Annotated in this window: 18 protein-coding genes; 5 read left to right on the top strand and 13 right to left on the bottom strand. The window is 53.8% G+C overall.

What is annotated here, in order from left to right; genetic code table 11:
• Positions 1 to 150: 150 nt before the first annotated feature.
• From K0I63_RS12695 to ribA, 5 genes are all read left to right on the top strand, one after another.
• Complete coding sequence (locus K0I63_RS12695) at positions 151 to 888, top strand: hypothetical protein (protein ID WP_220081274.1); 738 nt, start codon at positions 151 to 153, stop codon at positions 886 to 888.
• 250 nt (positions 889 to 1,138) lie between these two features.
• A complete protein-coding gene (gene nrdD, locus K0I63_RS12690; protein ID WP_220081273.1) occupies positions 1,139 to 3,256 on the top strand; it encodes an anaerobic ribonucleoside-triphosphate reductase in 2,118 nt (705 codons plus the stop codon).
• A 120-nt stretch (positions 3,257 to 3,376) separates the two neighbouring features.
• A complete protein-coding gene (nrdG, locus tag K0I63_RS12685; protein ID WP_220078630.1) occupies positions 3,377 to 3,850 on the top strand; it encodes an anaerobic ribonucleoside-triphosphate reductase-activating protein in 474 nt (157 codons plus the stop codon).
• A gap of 158 nt (positions 3,851 to 4,008) precedes the next feature.
• On the top strand, positions 4,009 to 4,365 hold the full coding sequence (locus tag K0I63_RS12680) for a YibL family ribosome-associated protein (protein ID WP_011866244.1): 357 nt from the start codon (positions 4,009 to 4,011) through the stop codon (positions 4,363 to 4,365).
• 234 nt (positions 4,366 to 4,599) lie between these two features.
• Positions 4,600 to 5,217: a GTP cyclohydrolase II gene (gene ribA, locus K0I63_RS12675; protein ID WP_011866243.1), complete on the top strand. Its 618-nt coding sequence runs from the start codon at positions 4,600 to 4,602 to the stop codon at positions 5,215 to 5,217.
• Between the two features lie 126 nt (positions 5,218 to 5,343).
• On the opposite strand, the gene K0I63_RS12670 is transcribed toward ribA, so the two are convergent.
• From K0I63_RS12670 to K0I63_RS12610, 13 genes are all read right to left on the bottom strand, one after another.
• Positions 5,344 to 5,820 carry a hypothetical protein gene (locus K0I63_RS12670; protein WP_220081272.1) on the bottom strand — a complete coding sequence of 159 codons (477 nt, stop codon included), beginning with the start codon at positions 5,818 to 5,820 and terminating at the stop codon, positions 5,344 to 5,346.
• A gap of 144 nt (positions 5,821 to 5,964) precedes the next feature.
• On the bottom strand, positions 5,965 to 6,315 hold the full coding sequence (locus K0I63_RS12665; RefSeq protein ID WP_220083441.1) for a VF530 family protein: 351 nt from the start codon (positions 6,313 to 6,315) through the stop codon (positions 5,965 to 5,967).
• 99 nt (positions 6,316 to 6,414) lie between these two features.
• Positions 6,415 to 8,826, bottom strand: a complete 2,412-nt coding sequence (locus K0I63_RS12660) for a S8 family serine peptidase (protein WP_220081271.1) — start codon at positions 8,824 to 8,826, stop codon at positions 6,415 to 6,417.
• Between the two features lie 664 nt (positions 8,827 to 9,490).
• On the bottom strand, positions 9,491 to 9,805 hold the full coding sequence (locus K0I63_RS12655; RefSeq protein ID WP_398351624.1) for a rhodanese-like domain-containing protein: 315 nt from the start codon (positions 9,803 to 9,805) through the stop codon (positions 9,491 to 9,493).
• Positions 9,806 to 9,897: 92 nt separating this feature from the next.
• Positions 9,898 to 10,110, bottom strand: coding sequence for a YgaP family membrane protein (locus tag K0I63_RS12650; protein WP_011866238.1), 213 nt, complete (start codon positions 10,108 to 10,110; stop codon positions 9,898 to 9,900).
• A gap of 11 nt (positions 10,111 to 10,121) precedes the next feature.
• Positions 10,122 to 13,376 carry an efflux RND transporter permease subunit gene (locus K0I63_RS12645; protein ID WP_220081270.1) on the bottom strand — a complete coding sequence of 1,085 codons (3,255 nt, stop codon included), beginning with the start codon at positions 13,374 to 13,376 and terminating at the stop codon, positions 10,122 to 10,124.
• A gap of 30 nt (positions 13,377 to 13,406) precedes the next feature.
• Positions 13,407 to 14,423 (bottom strand): efflux RND transporter periplasmic adaptor subunit, encoded by a 1,017-nt coding sequence (locus K0I63_RS12640; RefSeq protein WP_220042810.1) that lies wholly within the window; start codon positions 14,421 to 14,423, stop codon positions 13,407 to 13,409.
• Between the two features lie 114 nt (positions 14,424 to 14,537).
• Entirely contained in the window at positions 14,538 to 15,248 is a 711-nt protein-coding gene (locus K0I63_RS12635) for an SIMPL domain-containing protein (protein ID WP_220081269.1), read from the bottom strand.
• Positions 15,249 to 15,323: 75 nt separating this feature from the next.
• Positions 15,324 to 15,710, bottom strand: coding sequence for a VOC family protein (locus K0I63_RS12630; RefSeq protein WP_220071787.1), 387 nt, complete (start codon positions 15,708 to 15,710; stop codon positions 15,324 to 15,326).
• 105 nt (positions 15,711 to 15,815) lie between these two features.
• A complete protein-coding gene (locus K0I63_RS12625) occupies positions 15,816 to 17,132 on the bottom strand; it encodes an OmpP1/FadL family transporter (protein ID WP_220078623.1) in 1,317 nt (438 codons plus the stop codon).
• A 381-nt stretch (positions 17,133 to 17,513) separates the two neighbouring features.
• On the bottom strand, positions 17,514 to 18,965 hold the full coding sequence (putP, locus tag K0I63_RS12620) for a sodium/proline symporter PutP (RefSeq protein WP_220081268.1): 1,452 nt from the start codon (positions 18,963 to 18,965) through the stop codon (positions 17,514 to 17,516).
• A 363-nt stretch (positions 18,966 to 19,328) separates the two neighbouring features.
• A complete protein-coding gene (locus tag K0I63_RS12615) occupies positions 19,329 to 20,033 on the bottom strand; it encodes a DUF3379 domain-containing protein (RefSeq protein WP_011866231.1) in 705 nt (234 codons plus the stop codon).
• Entirely contained in the window at positions 20,026 to 20,589 is a 564-nt protein-coding gene (locus tag K0I63_RS12610) for a sigma-70 family RNA polymerase sigma factor (protein WP_144200587.1), read from the bottom strand. The genes K0I63_RS12615 and K0I63_RS12610 overlap by 8 nt, the downstream gene beginning before the upstream one ends.
• Positions 20,590 to 20,634: the final 45 nt, after the last annotated feature.

Raw genomic sequence — 20,634 nt, 5'->3', positions numbered from 1 at the left:
CCTTAGGCGTCAGTCCTTATAAACAGGAGTTGTTTAAATAATCACCTAGCATTCCCTAAGGCTTGTCTCTTTAGGAGTTCTGGCTAGGAGCTTTGGCCTGGTTTTTGCTGCTTGTAGGGATATTTCTCTGCAGTAGTCGAAAAATTGACAATGAATTCAATTAGCCAGGCCATTAATGCTTCACAAGCCAATCTGATTGCCAACAGCTATGGCCTAGATTCACACGGCCAAGAAGCACATGGCCCTGATACACATGGTCAGGACACACGTGATGTCGACGGCTCATCGGCCAGCGACAAGGTGACCCTGTCAAATCAAGTCTCCAAGGCGCAAACGACAGGACCAGATATCCCACAGGAGGCGGTATTTCTCTCGCCAAGGGCCGAGCGGGCACAGAAGATAGAGGCGATGGCCAAAGACTTCTTCTCCAAAGGGCAGTTTAGTATCGGCGATATTCCCAAGTTAATTCAGCGTCTACATCAGGACGGCATCTTGTCGGAAAATCAGCTAAATCGCCTGAGTCAGGCGGGCTTTGAGATCCCAAGGGGCGATGGCTCGCAGCCGTCGCTGCTCGACTTCATTGCCAGCCAGCGCGAGCAGCTCAAGGAGAGTAAACCCGATAGCGTGATGATCGCCATGCTAGATGACGCCGAGTCTGTGCTCAAGCAGATGGACAGCCTCGACACTCAGGGTTTGAACCAGAAGGCGGCGCGGGTATCGGCCCAGCTGTCGGTGTTTGTTCAAGGAGATAACGGTCTGGCGAGCAGAGACAAGGAGATGTGGCAGGCGCTTAAATCCACCATGCAATTGGCGGTCGCGTCGGGAAGTTCGCAACAGGCTTCCGGGCAATTACAGCGTTATCTGGCACTATCTAAACGAATTACGTAATTTATTCACAGCTTGTCCCATTTTTATCCCGCATCTAGCTCCCTTTGCCGACTGGGTCAAGGCAAGTTTTAACGATAAGTGGCCCAGTTGGCAGTAATCTTGTGTCACAAAATTCCATCCGCAAATTAATGATCTGGATCAAGGTACTTGAGCCTAACTTGTAGCTTAATGCGCTACATATTGTGTTCATCGTCTATATTAACACTATATATGGTGTTAATTTGGCCGTTACTTGAGGAGATATTGAACAATGCCAGTGGTTATTAAGCGGGATGGTTACCGCACGCCTTTTGACGAAACAAGGATTCGAGATGCAGTGGTTGCTGCAGCAAGTTCGGCAGGTATTGATGATGTTGCCTATGCCACCGAGGTGGCCTTACAAGTACGCCATTCGGTGGCCGAGCTCGAGCAGGTGGATATTCACGACCTGCAAGATGCGGTAGAAAATCAGTTGATGGAAGGCCCCTATAAGCAACTCGCCAGGGTCTATATCGAGTATCGCCATGATAGGGATATCCATCGTGAGTTGAGCAGCCGTCTCAACCGCGAGATCCGTGGCTTGGTGGAGCAGAGCAATGCGGCGCTGCTGAACGAGAACGCCAACAAAGACTCTAAGGTGATCCCCACCCAGCGTGATCTGCTGGCGGGCATTGTGGCCAAACACTATGCCACACGCCATATTCTGCCTAAGGATGTGGTGGCGGCCCATGAGTCGGGTGAGATCCATTATCACGATCTCGACTATGCGCCTTTCTTCCCCATGTTTAATTGTATGCTGATCGATCTGGCCGGCATGTTGACCCATGGCTTCAAGATGGGCAACGCCGAGATCGAGACCCCTAAGTCTATCTCGACTGCGACTGCGGTTACGGCGCAGATCATCGCCCAGGTGGCCAGCCATATCTATGGCGGTACCACCATCAACCGTATCGACGAGGTGCTCGCGCCTTTCGTTGCCAAGAGTTATGACAAGCACTATCAGGTCGCGCTGACTTGGGGGATCACAGATGCCAAGGCTTTTGCCACGGCGCAGACAGAGAAAGAGTGTCACGACGCCTTCCAGTCGCTGGAGTATGAGGTCAACACCCTGCACACAGCCAACGGCCAGACACCTTTTGTCACCTTCGGCTTCGGCTTGGGCACCTCCTGGGAGTCGCGCCTCATCCAGTCATCCATGATGAAGGTGCGCATGACGGGCCTGGGTAAGAACCGTAAGACGGCGGTCTTCCCTAAGCTGGTCTTCGCCATTCGCGACGGCATCAACCACAAGGCGGGCGACTGCAACTATGATATCAAGCAGATGGCACTCAAGTGTGCGTCGATGCGCATGTACCCGGATATCCTCAACTATGAGCAGGTGGAAAAGGTCACAGGCTCCTTTAAGACGCCTATGGGTTGTCGCAGCTTCCTCGGCACCTACGAGGAGGAGGGCGAGCTGGTACATGAAGGGCGTAATAACCTTGGCGTGGTCAGCTTGAACCTGCCGCGTATCGCTATCGAGGCTAAGGGCGACGAGACGCGTTTCTATCAGCTGCTGGATGAGCGTTTGGCGGTGGCCCGCCGCGCCCTGGACACGCGCATCGAGCGTCTACAAGGCGTGAAGGCTAGGGTAGCGCCAATTCTTTATATGGAAGGCGCCTGTGGCGTGCGTCTGCGCGCGGATGATGAGATCAGCGGCATCTTTAAGAATGGTCGCGCCTCTATCTCCCTGGGTTATATCGGCCTGCATGAGACCATCAATGCCCTCTATGGCAGCGAGACCCATGTATATGACAGCGAGGCCCTGCGCGGCAAGGCGCTTGCCATTATCGAGCACCTCAAGGCGGCGACCGTGCGTTGGCGCGAGGAGTCGGGCTATGGCTTTAGCCTCTACAGCACGCCGAGCGAGAACCTGTGTAGCCGCTTCTGCAAGCTGGATACAGAGGCCTTTGGGGTGATCGACGGCGTTACGGATCGCGGCTATTACACCAACAGCTTCCACCTAGATGTGGAGAAGAAGGTGAATCCCTACGATAAGTTGGATTTCGAGCAGCCCTATCCCGCGCTCACCAGTGGCGGCTTCATCTGCTACGGTGAATACCCTAACATGCAGCACAATATCGAGGCGCTGGAAGATGTGTGGGATTATAGTTACAGCCGGGTGCCTTACTATGGTACCAACACGCCGATTGACGAGTGCTACGACTGTGGCTTCACCGGCGAGTTTAGCTGTACCAGCAAGGGCTTTACCTGTCCTAAGTGTGGCAACCATGAGCCGAGCCGGGTGTCTGTGACCCGCAGGGTGTGTGGCTACCTGGGCAGCCCGGATGCCAGACCCTTCAACTATGGTAAGCAGGAAGAAGTTAAACGCCGGGTGAAGCACCTCTAATGAGCTGAGCCAAGCAGCCCTAAGTTTCGGCTGCGGGCACAAAGTGAATATAGAAAGTGAAAGAAAAGATGAAGATAGCAAGGCGCCCCGGGGCACTTGCTATCTTTGTATGAGGGGCACATGAACTATCATCAATATTTTCCTATCGACGTGGTCAATGGACCCGGCACCAGGGCGACCCTGTTTGTCTCGGGCTGCGAGCATCAGTGCCGTGGCTGCTACAACCAGTCGACCTGGAATCCTGACTCGGGCCATCTGTTCGACGAGGCTATGCTTGAGCAAGTGATTAAGGATCTCAATGATACCCGCATTGTGCGCCGCGGCCTGTCGCTCTCTGGCGGCGACCCGCTGCATCCGGGTAATCTCGATGTCATCTTGGCCTTAGTTAAACGTGTAAGGCAGGAGTGCCGGGGCAAGGATATCTGGCTGTGGACTGGCTATAGACTCGATGAACTCAGCCCGGCCCAACAAGCGGTTATCGCCCATGTGGACGTGCTGGTGGATGGCAAGTTTGAGCAGTCGCTCGCCGATCCCAGTCTGGTGTTTCGCGGGAGCAGCAATCAGGTTATTCACTATCTCACCGAAAAACGCTGAAATTAGCGGCAGATACTGCTATGGCTTGGGTGCAGCCAATGCCGGATGACTTGTTCGTACCTTCCTCATTAGTGGTATAATGTTCGCCAAACTGGCAAATGCTGCCTATTTTTATCTGAGTGGCATTTGTATATTCGCGAGATTTTTAAGGCAAGTTAATGAATTTAAAGCAAGAGTTACAGCAGTTAAACGATCGTCTCGACAAGTATCGTCGTAAATTAGATGCGGCAGAGAAGCGTGGCGATCAGGCGGTGATTTTGCAATTTAAGCAAGAGATCAATGCGGTAACTAAGCAAATTACCCATGTTAAACAGCAGCAGAGCCGTCAGTTGAACAAACGCGGCACAGAGGTGAGCGAACTTGCCTTTAGCCGTGCGCTGACCAAGGCCGAGCAGGCGGATATGGGTAAGCTCAAGCGTTCGGTGAAGGGCTTGATCGTTGTGCATCCCATGACGGCCCTTGGGCGCCAGATGGGACTGACTCAGGTGACTGGATACGCGCCTAAGGCCTTCTAGGCCATAGAGGATTTTGATGGCGGCGTGAGCGACTTCATAGCCTTGCCGCCACTCAGGGCGTATCCTTATAAGCCAAAGCGGTTGCGGTGAAGCAATAACCGATTTCATCACTCGGGTATTTCACTGTTAGGCAAAAACACATAGAATGCTCGGTCTGAGAAAGGGGAGAGTCTCTCCTCCTGGTTTTCATTTTTCGTTCGCATCTCAGACAGAGCGAGTTGTAAAGGTTATTTCATGTCGATTAAGTATGTCGCCACCTCAAAGCTTCCCACCCCTTGGGGAGTGTTTGCCATGCATGGTTTCGAAGATACAGAGACGGGCAAAGAACATGTGGCGCTCACCTTTGGCGAGTTAGATGCGAGCCAGCCCATTCTGGGCAGAATTCACTCCGAGTGTCTGACTGGCGATGCCCTGTTCAGTCTGCGCTGCGATTGTGGTTTTCAGCTACAAACCGCGATGCAAAATATCGCCGAGGCGGGTCAGGGATTTATTCTCTATCTGCGTCAGGAAGGCCGTGGTATAGGCCTTCTCAATAAGATCCGTGCCTATGAGCTGCAGGATCAAGGCGCCAATACGGTGGAAGCCAACGAGCGTCTGGGTTTTGCCGCCGATATGCGCAAATATGACATGATCAAGCCCATGCTTGAGAAGATTGGTGTGCAGCAGGTGAAGCTGATGACCAATAATCCCCGCAAGGTGAAGGCGATGAAGGAACTTGGCATCGCGGTTATCGAGCGTGTGCCACTGCAGGTGGGTAAGAATCGTTATAACGAGGCCTATCTGAAGACCAAATCGACCGAGCTGGGTCACATGATGTCTGAATATCACTTCACCGAAGAGCATCAAGACTAATCCTGCTTTTGCCGTGGCTAAGTTCACGGTATAGGCTTTGGGATAACTTCTAAATATGAGTTAGCACCGTGGTGACCTTAATGTGTCGCCACGGCCTACATGCTGGCAACTCTTCCTCTATGGATTCTATTCTCTTGGCTGAACCTGCTTCTCTTTGGCTTTAAGCAGGGCCATCAGCTGGTTGGTGGTGATGGCTATCTGATCTTGTATCTGCTTGCGCTCCAGCTCCGCCGCCTCAGAATCGTCCCCCTGCAGGGCCTGAAGCTCCAGTTGTAGCTCTTCGAGTTTCTGTTTCAATTCTTTGATCTTCTTGTCGATCTCAGACAAGTTTTCATCGTCTTCTGCTTCCTCAGTCTTGCGCGCCTTGTCAGTCTTGGCGGCTTCGCTGTTGTGCAGCGCCTTGCCGGTTGCATCGGCGAGGGCCTGCTTGCCTGCCTCAGACAGGCTGACTCTGTCACTGCTGGACAGAGTTTGTTCACTCTGGTTTGGGTCATTTGGATTTTGAGCCGCCTCGGGCGCGTTGGGATCGCGCACATCGACTGAACTTAGGCTCTGAGGGCCCAGGCTTTGGGCGCCGAAGGCGTTTATACCGTTCACATTCATCTGCTTAACCTTCCTTGTTACTTCATTAAATAGATGCAATTAAAAGTATGCCTGACGTTAGTATCGGCAGGCAGGGCAGAAGCTTAAGCGGATTTTTATGGGATTAATCTGATGAGGCTCGATTTTTTGGTGAAATCACCTGGCTTAGTCGTCAGATTTGCCCCAAATATGTTGGTTGACACCGCTGGTGCCTGAGCTTTCCGCCTCATCGCCAGTGGTGCGTTTAGGCTTGGGGGCATCTATAGGACGACTGGCATCGCCGCGTAGATGCGCCGGGATAGGCTCGCCAATCATCTTGAGGTAGAGGCGCTCCACCTTTTCCCTGGCCCACTGGGTCTTACGCAGGAACTTGAGACTGGATTTGATGGATGGGTCGTGGTTAAAGCAGCGTATGTCGATGCGTCTGCCAAGCTCTTCCCAGCCGTAGTGGTCGACGAGGTCTGTGAGTAGGGCTTCGAGTTTGATGCCGTGTAGTGGGTTATTCGCCTGAGTCATGGTGATAGCTGAGTAAAAAATTTGGCCCATTATATCAGCTTATCCAAGGCGTTTTCGATAAAAAAGGGGACCCTGAGGTCCCCTATCTAGATGATGCAATTATTGGAAGCTTAGCTGCCACGCATCGATAGTGCCTGTGTCGCGACGGGCGCTATCAACTGCCTTCAGTGTCCAGGTGCCGGCAGATTCAACGCCAGACATGTCGACTGTGTAGCTCTTGATGATGTTGTCGGCACTGCCGCCGCTGTTGTCATGTAGCACGGCTACTTGACCGCTTGGGCTGTGCAGTTCAACCTGCAGATCGCCGATGTAGGTGTGGGTAATGTTAACCGTTACCGTTACCGTGCCAGAGTCGCCGCTGCGAGCCACATCGATTGGGCTGCTGATACCCGCAGTGTTGTTGTCAGGGATCGCATAGCTGGTGTTGTTGGTATAGGTGGCTGGGCCGCCTGTGTTACCGCCAGTGCTCTGCTCTGTGTAGCTGGCTGTCAGGCTAACACCGCTAAAGTCGCTATAACCTTGAACCATCACATAGTAGGTACCCGCCTGTGGTGTGCTCACTGGGCAAGACTCGCTGTTGCCGCCTTTCCATGGACGACAGTCGTAGCTGCTCAGCGTAGGTGCCGCGCCATACTGAACGTAAAGGTCAGCGTCGCCTGTACCACCGCTCATGGCGAAGTTCAGATCGCTGGCACCGGCTGGTACGTCGATAGAGAAGTGTAGCTCGTCGCCTTTCACGCCAGTCAGGTTGGTCTTAGCCACGCCATTTTCCAGTACGTTACCACCGGTGCCTGTACCTGGATCGGTTGGGCCGTTACAAGAGGCATCTAGGTACTCTTTGGCGGCAACCGCGTTAACCAGACCGTAACCAGTCTTGTCGTCGCGACCGGCAACATCGAGATCTTCAGCCGTTGCAGTTAGCGCAGCACGCACCTGAGCGGCGCTACACTCTGGGTGGTAGCTCCACACCAGGGTTGCAACACCCGATACGTGTGGTGTCGCCATAGAGGTACCATTGTAGTACTCGTAATCTTCACCACTAGTGTTGGCTACTGTAACGTTAGTGCCTAGGTGAGCACGTAGTGCCTGACCTGTGGCGCGATCGACAGACACAGAAACCATTGGGGCTTCGTTGTTGGTGTCAACCAGGAAGGGGTTTTGCAGACCTGGCAGCGCAGTGTTACTGAACACGATAGCTGCTTGGGCGCCGGCGTTATTACATGCCTTGACCGCATCGAACTCTGGGTAGCTTGCGCCTTGGTTGCCAACACGCTCAACCAGACAGACTTTGCCAGTCATGTCGCCACAGTTAAAGACACCGCCCGATACGCTACACTCGGCCAGCTCGGCAGTGACAGAACCTGTGATAGGCGTGCCAACATAGTTGCCGCTGCTGTCTTTCACATAGCGGTTGTGAGGCACTACGCCATTGTCGAAGTATGACTGACCACCGGCTGTGATGTTAGCCAGACGACCTTCACCGCGAGTAACGGTTGACAGGATCGCTTCACCTGGACCTGAAATCTCCACCTGGTTGGTGTACTGAGAGAAGGCCGCGTGATCTTTGTTGTTATCAACCGCAGCTACAGACATAACCGCATCGTATGATGCTGGGTAGCTGTGGGTGTTGTTACCGTCGTTACCGGCCGCTGCGATCAGCAGCACGCCGTTGTTGGCGTGAGCGGCTAGGGCGTTTTTCTCTGTGGTGGTTGACTGAGAGCCACCCAGAGACATGGTTACTACGTTCGCGCCGTTGGCCACACAAGTGTCAACCGCCGAAACCAATGATGATGAGTAGCCCCAACCATCTGAGTTAAATACTTTCACTACGTGGATGTTGGCGTTCTGGTTTGGCATCACACCGACCACACCATCGTTGTTGGCGATCGCGGCTATGGTGCCCGCTACGTGAGTACCGTGAGCGTTGTGGGCGCCTGGCTCATACCAGTTACCCGTACCTGAGTTGTTGGTACCTGTGACATTGTTGCCGCTTAGCTCGCTGTGGCTACGATCGTAACCCGAGTCGATGATACAGATGGTGCGGTTACCGGCCATGCTGTCGCTCAGGCTGGTGGCACCCACAAAGGTTTGACCCCAAGGTGTGGTTTCACTCAGCAGGTGGCGTGGCATATCTTCTTCAACATAATCAACGTCGGCGCGCAATTTCAGGGCCTTAACGCCATTGTTATCCAGCTGCGCCGAGTAAGCGTTTGAGCGACCGATGCGCTTCATCTGCTTAGCCTTAACGCTGTTCAGTGCTCTGTGCTGAGAGAAGACTTCGTTGGCTCTTGGTTGATAGTCGTTTAGGCTGTTGGCATCGGCCTGTGCGGCGGCCTGGGCATTCTTAAACTTGACGATATAGCGCTTAGGCAGGGGAGATGCTTGATTGATACGAGCATTATCTGCCTGAAGGTGGAGTCCTTTCGCAGGCGCCGCATTGACGTTTGCTGCAATTGCCAGGGCAAGCGCAGACAAAGACATAGCGACCGCAGTTGTCTTTTTAACTGTCATATTGTCTTCCATTTTAAAAGTTAGAATTAATAATTATTATTGGAGTGCATAGCAGCATGACTGCCATCATATGCGTTACTCGACAGTGAATTTATCTGCTGATGAAACATTTGTAAACAAGCTGTTAAGTCTGTGTTTGGGTAAAAGAAGCGATTTGTGCAAAGCATTTTTATGCAGAAAATATTCAGTGAATACGATTGTTTCGCCGATGGGATAGTGTGTTTTTGAGTATTTATTCGAATTTTTAGCCTGTTTATATGCTTGGTGTGTTGCCTGATTGCCTGCGACGTAAAATTGACCTTAATTTATAACTTATTGTAATTATGGGATAATCGTTATTCCACAAGTGTAATAACATATAGCGAATAGTTATATGCTGTTTCAATTGTTACAATTGGGCAGCGTCCTAATGTCGCGAGATCCCTAGCCTTCTAAAGGGGGAGGCATGCTTTAAGTGTAAAAAGGCGCAGTGTGAAGATGGCAGCTAATGAAGCAGTCCGCTTGTGAACACGCCTACTAGTAAATAATACTGGGAATAAAAAGGCTGCTAATGAAAAAGGCAGCTAAAGAAAAAGGCAGCTAATGAAAAAGGCAGCTAATGAAAAAGGCACCCAGGGGTGCCTTAGTCGGTTTAGGGATGTCTGAGCGTTAAGCTCATCTTCTCTTAGTGCTTAGCCAGGCTCTGATAGCCGCCACCATTATAGGTGTTGCTGTAGCCTAGTTTTACCAGACTCTCCTGAGCGATGCCGCTGCGGCGGCCACTGCGACAATAGAGCACCACAGACTGATCTTTGGCGATGCCGCGCTTGGTAAACTCTTCGGCAATGTTTTCAAAGGGAATATTAATCGCGTTCTCTAGATGTCCCTCGGCAAACTCCTCCGGGGTTCTGACATCAACGACCATGGCCCCTTGCTGTATATGCTCCCAGGCAACCTTAGGGTTTTTCTCTTCGCCATAGCTTGGCGCCGATACGCCCATGATGGCGACAAATAGCAGCGCCATCAGGCTGATGATTGATTTGGGTAGCATCTTATTGGCTTGTCTCACGTTGGCTCCTTGTGATCTGTGAGTTATTTCATGCGGGCCAATTCCGCTTCCGTCTTGATCCCCATCTTCTTCATTAACATGGCGGCCGGACAGAAGCCGGTAAAGGCGCTTTGAAATAGATTAGCGCCTACAAAAGCCGTTAGCCAGATAAAATTAGGGTGGACAAAGGTCGTGAGCAGTAAAGACAACATGACCATAAAGCCTGCAAAGGCGAAAATACTACGTTCGACAGACATACTGTATCTCCTTAAGATTGCGGATTAACCGCGGCAAAATATTCGGGGCGGTGACGCATCACGGCGTAATAGAGCACGGGGATCACCACCAGGGTTAACAGGGTTGATACCAAGATGCCGAAGATCAGGCTGATGGCTAGGCCGTTGAAGATCGGATCATCTAAGATGAACAGGGCACCTATCATGGCAGCCAGTCCCGTCAACATGATGGGCTTGGCCCTGACGGCGCCAGAATGGATCACCGCCTGCTCGAAGGGCACACCCGCGGCGGTTTCCTGATTAATAAAGTCCACCAAGAGGATGGAGTTACGCACGATAATGCCCGCCAGGGCGATCATGCCTATCATAGAGGTGGCGGTAAATTGTGCCCCCAGTAGGGCATGGCCCGGCATCACCCCTATGATGGTGAGCGGAATAGGCGCCATGATGATCAGCGGCACGCTGTAGGAGCGGAACTGACCCACCACCAGGAGGTAGATGGCGATCATGCCCACGCCATAGGCGATACCCATGTCTCTGAAGGTCTCATAGGTGATCTTCCACTCGCCGTCCCAGAGCACGGCTATGCTGTCCAGCCCTGAGGGTTGGTTGACATAGTGTTGATCGAAGCCCAGACCACCCTCTTGATTGATGCTGCCGGCGATCTCGAACATGCCATAGAGCGGGCTGTCCAGCGGGCCGGCCATGTCGGCGACCACCATGATCATTGGGATCATGTTCTTGCGTATGATAGGCGCGTCTATGGCTCGCTTGTGTATGGTGATCAGCTCAGAGACGGGCACAGAGTTACCCGAGGCATTGGTGAGCCTGAGGTTAAGCACCTGCTCGAGATCTACCTTGGCACCTTCTTCCAGCTGAAGCTTGATAGGTACAGGCGACTTTTGATTCGGCTTGTGCAGGTAGCTCACCGCCTTGCCGCCCACCGAGGTGGCCACCAGATCGACGATATTGCTGTAGGGCACGCCCATCAAGCTAGCCTTGGCGCGGTCTATATTGACCTGCCATTTCTGCTGCGCGGCGGGCAGGTAGATGTCGATATCCACCACATCCTGGGTATCGTGGAACAGCTGCTGCAGAGCATTGGCTGCTGTCTCGCGCATCTCTGCGTTAGGGCCATAGACCTCGGCTAGGATGGGCGACCACACGGGTGGGCCAGGGGGCACTTCGACCACCTTGACGTTGGCATTGTATTGCTTGGCGGTGGCCTGCAGCGCGCGGCGCACCTCGGAAGCTATGCTGTGGCTGTCTCTGTCGCGATCGCCTTTATCGACCAGATTGACCTGAATGTCGCCCAGCTCCTGACTCTGTCTGAGGAAGTAGTGACGCACCAGACCATTAAAGTTCATCGGCGCGGCGGTACCGGCGTAGAGCTGGTAGTTGTCCACCTCTTCGACCTTATCCAGCTCCATGGCCAGGGCTTTGAGTACGCGCTGGGTCTGTTCAACCGGCGTGCCTTCAGGCATATCCAGCATCACCTGAAACTCCGACTTGTTATCGAAGGGCAGCATCTTGAGTACCACTAACTGACCCACGGGCAGCGAGACGGCGATCATGATCAGCAGGGCGATGGCGGCGCCCAGTCCAATCCTCGCCTTACCGGCCTGTTTGCCTCTGACGAAGGGGGAGATCAGCCTAGTAAACAGCCTCAGCATGCGATCGTCCACGTCATGTTCACCATCACCACCTTGGTGTTGATGACCCTTGAGCAGCTTAGTGGCCAGCCAGGGGGTGACGATGAAGGCGATGGCCAGGGAGATCAGCATCCCCATGCTGGCGTTGATGGGGATAGGGCTCATGTAGGGGCCCATGAGGCCGGATACGAAGGCCATCGGCATCAGCGCGGCGATCACGGTAAAGGTCGCCAATATGGTGGGGCCGCCCACCTCATCGACGGCGACGGGGATCAGCTCCACGAAGGAGCGTTTGCCCAGCGCCATATGCCTGTGGATGTTCTCCACCACCACGATGGCGTCATCTACCAGTATGCCGATAGAGAAGATCAAGGCGAACAATGATATACGGTTAAGGGTAAAGCCCCAGGCCCAGGAGGCAAACAGGGTGATCGCCAGGGTGATGATGATGGCGATGCCCACCACCACAGACTCACGTAGCCCCATGGTGAGGAAGACCAAGATCACCACGGCCGAGGTGGCAAACACCAGCTTGAGGATCAGGGTGTTGGCCTTGTCGCCCGCCGTCTTACCATAGTTGCGCGAGACCGTGATGTTGACATCGTCGGGCACCAGTATGTTGTCTATCTTATCCAGGCGCTCGAGGATCACATTGGCGATATCCACGGCGTTCTCGCCGGGCTGCTTGCCGATGGCGATGGTGACCGCAGGATAGATGGCCGACTTATCGCCGTGCCAGGCGTGCTGGGTCGGGATGTCACTGTTGAGGCTAATCTTGGCGATATCGCCCAGGTACACGGGAGCGCTCTGGCCTGACTCGTCCTGATACACGGCGACAACCAGCTGCTCAACCTCTTGTTTAGATTTTAAAAACTGCCCAGTCTGTACCTTGATCTCCTGATTATCCTGCACCAGAGATACCGGCATGGAGACATGGTTATTGCTCGACAGGCTACGGTTGATATCGTCGTAGGTGAGGCCATAGAAGCTCATCTTGGCGGGATCGATCCGCACGTTGAGGCTGATCTCATGACTACCGACGCTGTAGATCTCGCGGGTGCCCGGAATGCGTTTTAGCTCGCTCTCCAGTCCCTTGGCGATATGGGTCAGCTGCTCGGCAGATTGCGCCTTGTCTTTTGACCATAGGGTCAGGCTGACGATGGGCACATCGTCGATGCCGCGGGGCTTGATCTGTGGCTCGCCCACGCCTGCCTGGCTGGCAACCTTGTCCTTGTTGGAATAGACCTGATTGTAGAGCTTGACGATCGCCTCGTTACGTGGGATCCCCACCTCGAAGATGGCGATGATCAGTGCGCCGTCTGGTTGTGAGAAGGAGTAGAGGGTGTCTATTCCCTTGATCTGCGAGATCACCTCCTCCATGGGCTGGGTCACCAGATGCTCGACCTCGCTCGGCGTGGCGCCGGGGAAGGGGATGTAGATGTCGGCAAAGGTGACATCTATCTGCGGCTCTTCCTCTTTTGGGGTCACCATGACGGCGAACAGACCCAGCAGCAGGCCGAGCAGGGCCAGCAAGGGGGTGATGGCGCTCAGCTGGAACATGGCCGCCAGGCGCCCGGAAAATCCCAGACGTTTTGGGCTGTGCGGATTATCTTGGTGTCGATCTTGCTGATTCATATCTATACGGCTCCTATTCGATCACCAGATCTATTGTTTCAACTTCAGCAGCACTTGATAGGCGTCGATGGCGATGGTGTCGCCATCACTCAGGCCCGACAGCACCTCGAAGCTATCGCCCTGCTTGTTGCCCAGGCGTACCTGATTAAGCATGAACTGATTGTTCTGCATCAGATAGACCGCGCTCAGTTCGTTGTTGTAGATCACCGCAGACTCGGGGATGGTCAGCGTATTGCGATCGCCGGCGTTGAAGCTGGCCTTGACCCACATGCCCGGCATCAGGTTGGGCTCCTGAGGCGGCAGGTCAATACGTGTCTTATAGCTGTGGCTCTTGGCATCGGCGAAAGAGAAGATGGTCAGGGCGTCCGATTCGAGCTCCTTGCCGTTGGTCAGTACTAGCTTCATCTTGGGATTGGCACGCAGCGCATCTATGTAACGCAGGGGCACATGGGTGACGGCGCGCATATGCTCGGTGGCAAAGCCGCTCAGCAGCGCCTGGCCGGGAGACACAGTTTCGCCCACTTCCACATGGCGCTTGGTGACCACGCCGGCAAAGGGGGCGCTGACCGTGGTGTACTGCAGAGACTCGTTGGCCTGAATGATACGGGCTCTGGCCGCGCTGACCGCCTGGGCCGAGGCGCGGGCGTTAGCGATGGCCTGATCCATATCGCCTTGGGAGATGGCGCCTTGGGGGAACAGCTGCTCATAACGCTTACGCTGCTTCTGCGCCTCTTCGTTTTGGGCCTGGGCGCGGGCAAAGTCGGCCTCGGCGGCCGCCAGCTCGGCGCCCTGGGCCTTGCTGGTGATCTCCAGCAGCGATGCGCCCTGGGGCACGATATCGTTGACGTCATAGTTGATCTTGATGATGCGGCCCGAGGTTTGCGCCGATACCGTCGCCGACTTTACCGCCTCAAGCTGTGCATCTAAGGTGATCCACTGGGGCTGAGAGTGTTTGGCCACCGTCATGGTGGGCAGTTCGCTGGCGCCAGATACCAGGCTGACGAGTGACAGCAAAATGCCGATGGAAAGTGTGTGTTGTACTTGCATGGAAGATCACCTCTTAAAACTTCATAAGAAAATTCTAATGGACTTTTTAAGCTTGTGCAATCTTTTATTAGAAAAATACGATTGAAGGGACGAAAATCCTTTGCCCCTTTAAAACTAATCGTTTAAGTAATAGGTCAGGGTCGAAACCACCCTGACTTTCTTGATACTCGGCGTGTTGCTGTCACGGTTGCTGATGGTAAATTGCCCCTGAGACGCCTGCTTTATCTTGCCAAGTTGGGAGGCGGAGTCTTTGGCAAACTTCTCGGCGGTTTGGCGGGCATTTTCCGTCGCCGTCTGCACCATCTGCGGCTTGAGCTCATTCAGGCCGGTGAAGAGAAACTCGGTGCGGCCGTTGTAATCCTGGTTGGAAATGGCAATCCCTTCCTTAGTAAGCTCGATAAGGTTGCGCTGGGTGCCCAGCAGCAGATCCACCCGCTTGGTGTAGAGGGATACTGTGACCTGGGCCGCGTAGCGATACTTGACGTTAGGGTCTACATAACCCTGGGCCTGTCTGTCTTCGATGGAGGGCAGGGAGCTTGAGATCTCATCTTGCGTAAAACCTTGTTTAATCAGGAAGGCGATCACCTTATCCGTCTTACTCTGCACCTCCTGATAGAGGGTATTGAGATCATTGTCGACCTGGGTGAAGCGGATGGGCCAGATGGCGGTATCGGCCTTTACCTCGACTTCGGCGAGGCCCTTGACCGTGACGGTTCTTTCCATGGCGCGCATCTTGATGATGCTGTCGCCAAGGCTAGTGCCTAACAGATAGAGACCGGCGCAGATGAAGCCGCCTAAGAGAATACTTGCCACTGATTTTTGCATGGATAAGCGTCCGAGTTGCTATGGGGTAAAGCCAGCATATGCTTGTTTCGTTTGGTTTTCCAGGGGAAACAGCGCTTAGGTTTGGGTGCTGGGTTGCCAGAGCTCGACCTTGTTGCCGTCGGGGTCGATAAACCAGCCGAATCGGCCAAATTCTGAGTCCTCGGTTTCGGCCAAAAGCTCGGCGCCGCCTTCGGCCACCTGAGACAGGGCCTCGTTGAGATCGTCGACGATCAGGTTAAACATAAACTCTTTGCTTGAGGGGTGAAGATAATCTGTGTCTCTCCCCATTGGCGTCCAGACGCTGTAGCCGGTGGCCGCCATAGGCATCAGGTTGTTGAGGTAGAAGGCCGCGCCGCCCCAGTTTTCTACCGGCACCTGCAGGTAGGTTTTGTACCACAGTGCGAGCCGCTGGGGATCGTCACTCTTGAAAAATATGCCACCTAAACCAATTACTTTTGCCATTGTCCATCTGTCGTCACGGGAGCTTTGTATTAACTGTAGAAAAGTTTTCCGATAACTACAAAAAAGCCGCAGTAGGCTGCGGCTTTTTGGGGACACTCGTACAAGTTAGAACTTGTAGTTGTACTGCATAGAGTAGTAAGTGGCGTTCGAGCGTGTGGTCGCGTGAACCATGCCAGTATCAGGACCGATAGGCAGGCCGCCTGTGATGGCGCTGTGCTCGATAAGGTCTACATCTTCACCGCGGATGAAGGCGACACCGAAGTCCAGGCTAGCGTGTTTGCCCAGGTTATAGGTGGCACCAGCGGTGAACCACTGACGGTCAGAGTCAGGGATGGAGATAGAGCTGACTTCGCCAACGACGCCTTGGTCAAACATGTAACCGGCGCGCACTGTCCAGTCCTGATTGAGGGTGTAGGTGCCGCCGACGCTGAACAGCCAAGAGTCATCCCAGGCGTAGGTCTTGAGGCTAGCCTCAGGTGCGACAGGCACGCCGCCTATGGTGCCGTCGGTCACAGTGATCTCTTTGAAATCGCCCCAAGTGGTCAGCTGCGCCGTGTAGTGCAGAGCAAACTTCTCGGTCAGCTGATGGAAACCCGCCACCTGGAAGATATCCGGCATAGGGATGTTGATCTCATCGAAGGACACGTTGGCACCGGCAACTGGGTTATACATGTTGATGTCGCCTGTTGCCTTGAAATCTGGGCTGAAACGGTAGCTCATACCGAATCGGTGATCGGCATTGATCTCATACACTGCGCCTATGATGCCGCCGAATGCTACGCCGTCGGCGTCAACATCCACAAGATCTTGCTGTACTGCACCGGCTTGAGTCGGTACCAAACCGCCGCGGGTCAGGGTGCCTTGGCCATAGATCACATCGACGCCGGCGCCGACGCTGAAGTGGTCGTTAAAGCGGTAAGAGGCGCTCAGGTTAAAGTTGAGCGTGGTCACTTCTGTCTTACCCAAAAGATCCAGCGGGGCAGGCAGGCCGTTAACCAGCTGCTGTGACATAGGGGTAGTGTCTGTGCCTGTGCCGAAGTTGCTGAACATGGCAACGCCATAGGCAAACTTGTCGTTTACCGGGCTGACATAGTAGAAGTTAGGGATGATCTTGGCTTCTGCGGCATCGTCCACATGACCATAGTGGATCGGGCCCACTAGCGAGTCGATGTAAACATCTTTCACGCTGACTTCGACATCGGCGTAGGTCAGGCCCATAGAAAGTTGCTTCTCGTCAAACAGGGCCATGGCCGCTGGGTTGCGAGACAGCACTGAGGCGTTGTCAGCGATGACGGCATCACCGGCAAATGCACGGCCGACACCAGTGGCTGACTGGCTGTTGAGTTGGAAACCGGCGGCCATCGCCTGTGAGCTAGCGAGTGTGACGGCTACTGCGAGTATTGTCTTGTTGAAACGCTTCATAGTTTGTTCTCGTTATTGTCGGCCCGGCTGCATACTGCGCTCATGCTTGTGCCTGAGTCATGGCGGCCAGGTCCATTTTATAATTCCCGTGCATAGTAGGGATGAGGTGTTACCTCAACAACTCCGACCAGATGCGACTTTTTGTTGATTTTGTGTTAAATGGATGGCCAGTTTTATGCAGGAAAGTTAGCTGTTGTTTGAAGAGGTGCTTGATGGCGCTATGCCACGTAGCTTCTGGGTTTGATTAAGGTTTTGCTAAAGGTTAACGGGTTGTGAAATGGCAAATTGTAAGTAAAATTTATGCGGTATAAAAAAAGCGTACACTTGTACGCTTTTTTGATCTTCCGCTCATTTTTACATCAGCGAAGTGGGAGCCTTGCCTCAGAGTTTCTGGCTAAATTGCTCAAATTGTTCGCGGGTGCTTTCTGCTGGCGCCGAGACCAGGCTGACTAAGACACCGGCCAGGGTGGCGAAGAGGAAGCCAGGTAGGATCTCGTACAGGTCGAAGATGCCGCCTGTACTCTGCTTCCAAAGTACCACTGTGATAGCGCCAACGACGATAGTGGCTACCGCGCCATTGCGGCTATAGCCACGCCAGAAGAGAGACAGGATCACCACAGGGCCAAACGCCGCGCCGAAACCTGCCCAGGCATAGCTCACCAGGCTCAGCACACTGCTCTCAGGGTTCAGGGCGATGACGCCAGAGATGACGGCTATGGTCAGCACGCCGATACGGCCAATCATCATCAGCTCCTTGCTGCTGGCATCGGGTCTGAGCCACTTCTTGTAGAAGTCTTCGGTGATCACACTAGAGCAGACCAGCAGCTGTGAGTCTATGGTGCTCATGATGGCCGAGAGGATCGCCGCCACCAGGAGGCCGCCGATCCACGGGTTAAAGGCGGCGTGGGCCAGGTGGATAAAGATGGTCTCTGGGTTGTCGATAGGCTGATCGGCAAAGTAGAGGGTGCCGGCAAGACCTGTTGCCAGCGCGCCCATCAGCGCCACTATCATCCAGCTCATGGCGATACGACGCGAGACCTTAAGGTCGTCGGCGCTGCCGATGGCCATGAAGCGCGACAGGATATGGGGCTGACCGAAATAACCAAGGCCCCAGGCAAGCAGAGATGCCAGGCCTATCATAGTGGTGTTGTCGCTCAGCAGTGATAGCATGGCAGGATCCAGGCTGTGGATGCCGTTCTGGGTCTCAGGCTGGCTGAAGATGGTGACCGGCACGATCAGCAGGGCGATCAGCATCAGACAGCCCTGGAAGAAATCGGTCCAGCTCACGGCGAAGAAGCCGCCGACGAAGGTGTAGGCCACTATGATGCCAGAGCCGATAAGCAGGGCCAGGTTGTAGTCCAGGCCAAACACCTTCTCGAACAGTATGGCGCCGCCCACCATGCCTGACGAGGTATAGAAGGTGAAGAAAACCAGAATGGTGATCGCCGAGACCAGCTTAAGCACGGACTGCTTGTCTTCGAAGCGTTTCTCGAAGAAGTCCGGCAGGGTGAGGGCATTGTCGGTAAACTGGGTGTAGATCCGCAGGCGTTTGGCCACGAACAGCCAGTTTAGCCAGGCGCCAAACACCAGGCCTATGCCGATCCAGGCTTCGCCCAAGCCGCCGAGATAGACGGCGCCGGGGAGTCCCAGCAGCAGCCAGCCGGACATGTCCGAGGCGCCCACGCTGAGTGCGGTGACGGCCGGTCCCATGGAGCGGCCACCCAAAATATAATCGTCGACAGAGTCGGTTGCTTTATATGCCCAAAGGCCAATGCCCATCATAAGGATGAGGTAGCCGAAAAAAGTGACTAATATCGGTAATTCAATATTCATGCTTTCGCCATATTGTTCTCATGCCAATGCCTTTTGTTAGCCGGGATCTGAGCCCAGCGTCAAAGTGCGATGACATGTCTGTTTTAAATGAGCCTGTATGCTAGCAGATGTTTGAGCGCTAGCCCAAATCTGCTGTGAAATGTGATCAAGATCTAGGCTTTATCGGTCGATTAATTGCCAAGTTATGCGGAAATGTTGTGGCTTTGTTGGTCATATTGGTAGGTTGCGGCTCGTATATGTTAGTGGCCGTGGGGTTAAATCACAGTGTGAAAGTTAACGGGAGCCAACCTGAGGTCGACTCCCTGTATTAGCTTACCTGATTAACTGGAATGTGCTTTGGACTCTGGTCTAACGGTAGGAGCCCTAGATGAAAGACTCTTTCACTTCGTCTCTGACAAAATCCAGATCTGTGGCATGCTCGCCGACCAAGAGGACGTAGGCGTTGTCAGACTTGAAGCCCATTCCCTGATAACGGTTGTCGGCAAAGGCCTCTTCGAGCACCATACGATCCTCCAGCGGCACGATAAACAGGGTGACCTTCCCCTGCTTGCCCTGCATCACCAGATGGATACTCTTCACTCCCTGGAAGTCACAGTAGGTGCTGTAGAGTACGCGACCGGGCTGCTCGGTAAAGTGGGCATGCTTCAGGCTGGTCAGCGAGGCCAGCTGAGTATTAACCTCATCGACGCTGATGTTCTCTTCACTCTTCATCGCCATCTCTTCATGATAGACATGGGCCAGGGCGTGCTGTCCCAGATCCACCGGGGCGAGACGCAGCAGGGTAAAGCTGATGCCGGCAATGAAGGCGATAGAGGCCACCAGGGCCAGGGTAAAGCCTGTCTTGCGGCGATCTACCTGATGCTGATGCAGCTGTTGGTTGAGCAGCAGCTTAGCCTCGAGATCCTCAGGCACCTCTATCTTAAGGGCGGCCTCGAGTTTCTTGTCTAATAGCTTGAGATCGTTGACAAAGGCAGTTCGCTCACTCGACTCGTGCATCGACGCAAGAAACTCGTCGTCTTGACGGTTTGGATTTTCATAGGCCTCGCGGCGGAATTTGAGCTCATCCATTAGAGCGCCCCCTGGTTTGCGTGTCATCGAGTATCTCTTTTAGCTGATTTCTGGCGCGAAATAAGCGAGTCATTACAGTATTACGATTCAGATCTAAGATATCGGCGATCTCTTCGCCGCTGAAGCCGCCGATCACCTGCAGGATCAAGGGCTCGCGGTATTCGGCTTCGAGCTTGGCAATCTGGCGCCTCAGCATATGCTGCTCCATGTTCTCCTCGCTGGAGGAAGAGATATGGTCGGCGATATCGGCCTGCTCCACATCCGAGTAGTCAAACTGCTTACGCTCGAACCGGCGGGCGTTTTCACGTCGTAATATGGTGATCAGCCAAGCCTTGGCGGCCTTGTCATCTTTGAGTGATTCCAAGGAGCGCCAGGCGCGTAAGAAGGTTTCTTGGGTGATATCTTCGGCGATATGTTTATCCCCGCACAACCAGAAGGCGTAGCGGAACAGATCGCCATGAAGTGCCCTGACAAGGCTATCGTATCGTCGTTGTTTATTCAGCATGTCTCTATTGACCGACTTTTTCGGTTTTTTATTTCGTATCACGCTAAACATTTTTTACTCGCAGCATAGAAAGGAGGGGAGGCGCGTCAATTGTTT

Source organism: Shewanella rhizosphaerae, from assembly GCF_019457655.1.
GTDB lineage: Bacteria > Pseudomonadota > Gammaproteobacteria > Enterobacterales > Shewanellaceae > Shewanella > Shewanella loihica.
Note: the sequence above shows the minus strand (reverse complement) of the source record. Positions and strands in the feature narration are given on the sequence as shown.

Coding starts and splice junctions, on each gene's coding strand:
- K0I63_RS12660 (WP_220081271.1), bottom strand. CDS start 8,826: ATGACAGTTAAAAAGACAACTGCGGTCGCTATGTCTTTGTCTGCGCTT.
- K0I63_RS12615 (WP_011866231.1), bottom strand. CDS start 20,033: ATGGATGAGCTCAAATTCCGCCGCGAGGCCTATGAAAATCCAAACCGT.
- K0I63_RS12680 (WP_011866244.1), top strand. CDS start 4,009: ATGAATTTAAAGCAAGAGTTACAGCAGTTAAACGATCGTCTCGACAAG.
- ribA (WP_011866243.1), top strand. CDS start 4,600: ATGTCGATTAAGTATGTCGCCACCTCAAAGCTTCCCACCCCTTGGGGA.
- K0I63_RS12655 (WP_398351624.1), bottom strand. CDS start 9,805: ATGGGCGTATCGGCGCCAAGCTATGGCGAAGAGAAAAACCCTAAGGTT.
- nrdD (WP_220081273.1), top strand. CDS start 1,139: ATGCCAGTGGTTATTAAGCGGGATGGTTACCGCACGCCTTTTGACGAA.
- K0I63_RS12610 (WP_144200587.1), bottom strand. CDS start 20,589: ATGTTTAGCGTGATACGAAATAAAAAACCGAAAAAGTCGGTCAATAGA.
- putP (WP_220081268.1), bottom strand. CDS start 18,965: ATGAATATTGAATTACCGATATTAGTCACTTTTTTCGGCTACCTCATC.
- K0I63_RS12640 (WP_220042810.1), bottom strand. CDS start 14,423: ATGCAAGTACAACACACACTTTCCATCGGCATTTTGCTGTCACTCGTC.
- K0I63_RS12630 (WP_220071787.1), bottom strand. CDS start 15,710: ATGGCAAAAGTAATTGGTTTAGGTGGCATATTTTTCAAGAGTGACGAT.
- K0I63_RS12635 (WP_220081269.1), bottom strand. CDS start 15,248: ATGCAAAAATCAGTGGCAAGTATTCTCTTAGGCGGCTTCATCTGCGCC.
- K0I63_RS12650 (WP_011866238.1), bottom strand. CDS start 10,110: ATGTCTGTCGAACGTAGTATTTTCGCCTTTGCAGGCTTTATGGTCATG.
- K0I63_RS12670 (WP_220081272.1), bottom strand. CDS start 5,820: ATGAATGTGAACGGTATAAACGCCTTCGGCGCCCAAAGCCTGGGCCCT.
- K0I63_RS12695 (WP_220081274.1), top strand. CDS start 151: ATGAATTCAATTAGCCAGGCCATTAATGCTTCACAAGCCAATCTGATT.
- K0I63_RS12645 (WP_220081270.1), bottom strand. CDS start 13,376: ATGAATCAGCAAGATCGACACCAAGATAATCCGCACAGCCCAAAACGT.
- K0I63_RS12625 (WP_220078623.1), bottom strand. CDS start 17,132: ATGAAGCGTTTCAACAAGACAATACTCGCAGTAGCCGTCACACTCGCT.
- nrdG (WP_220078630.1), top strand. CDS start 3,377: ATGAACTATCATCAATATTTTCCTATCGACGTGGTCAATGGACCCGGC.
- K0I63_RS12665 (WP_220083441.1), bottom strand. CDS start 6,315: ATGACTCAGGCGAATAACCCACTACACGGCATCAAACTCGAAGCCCTA.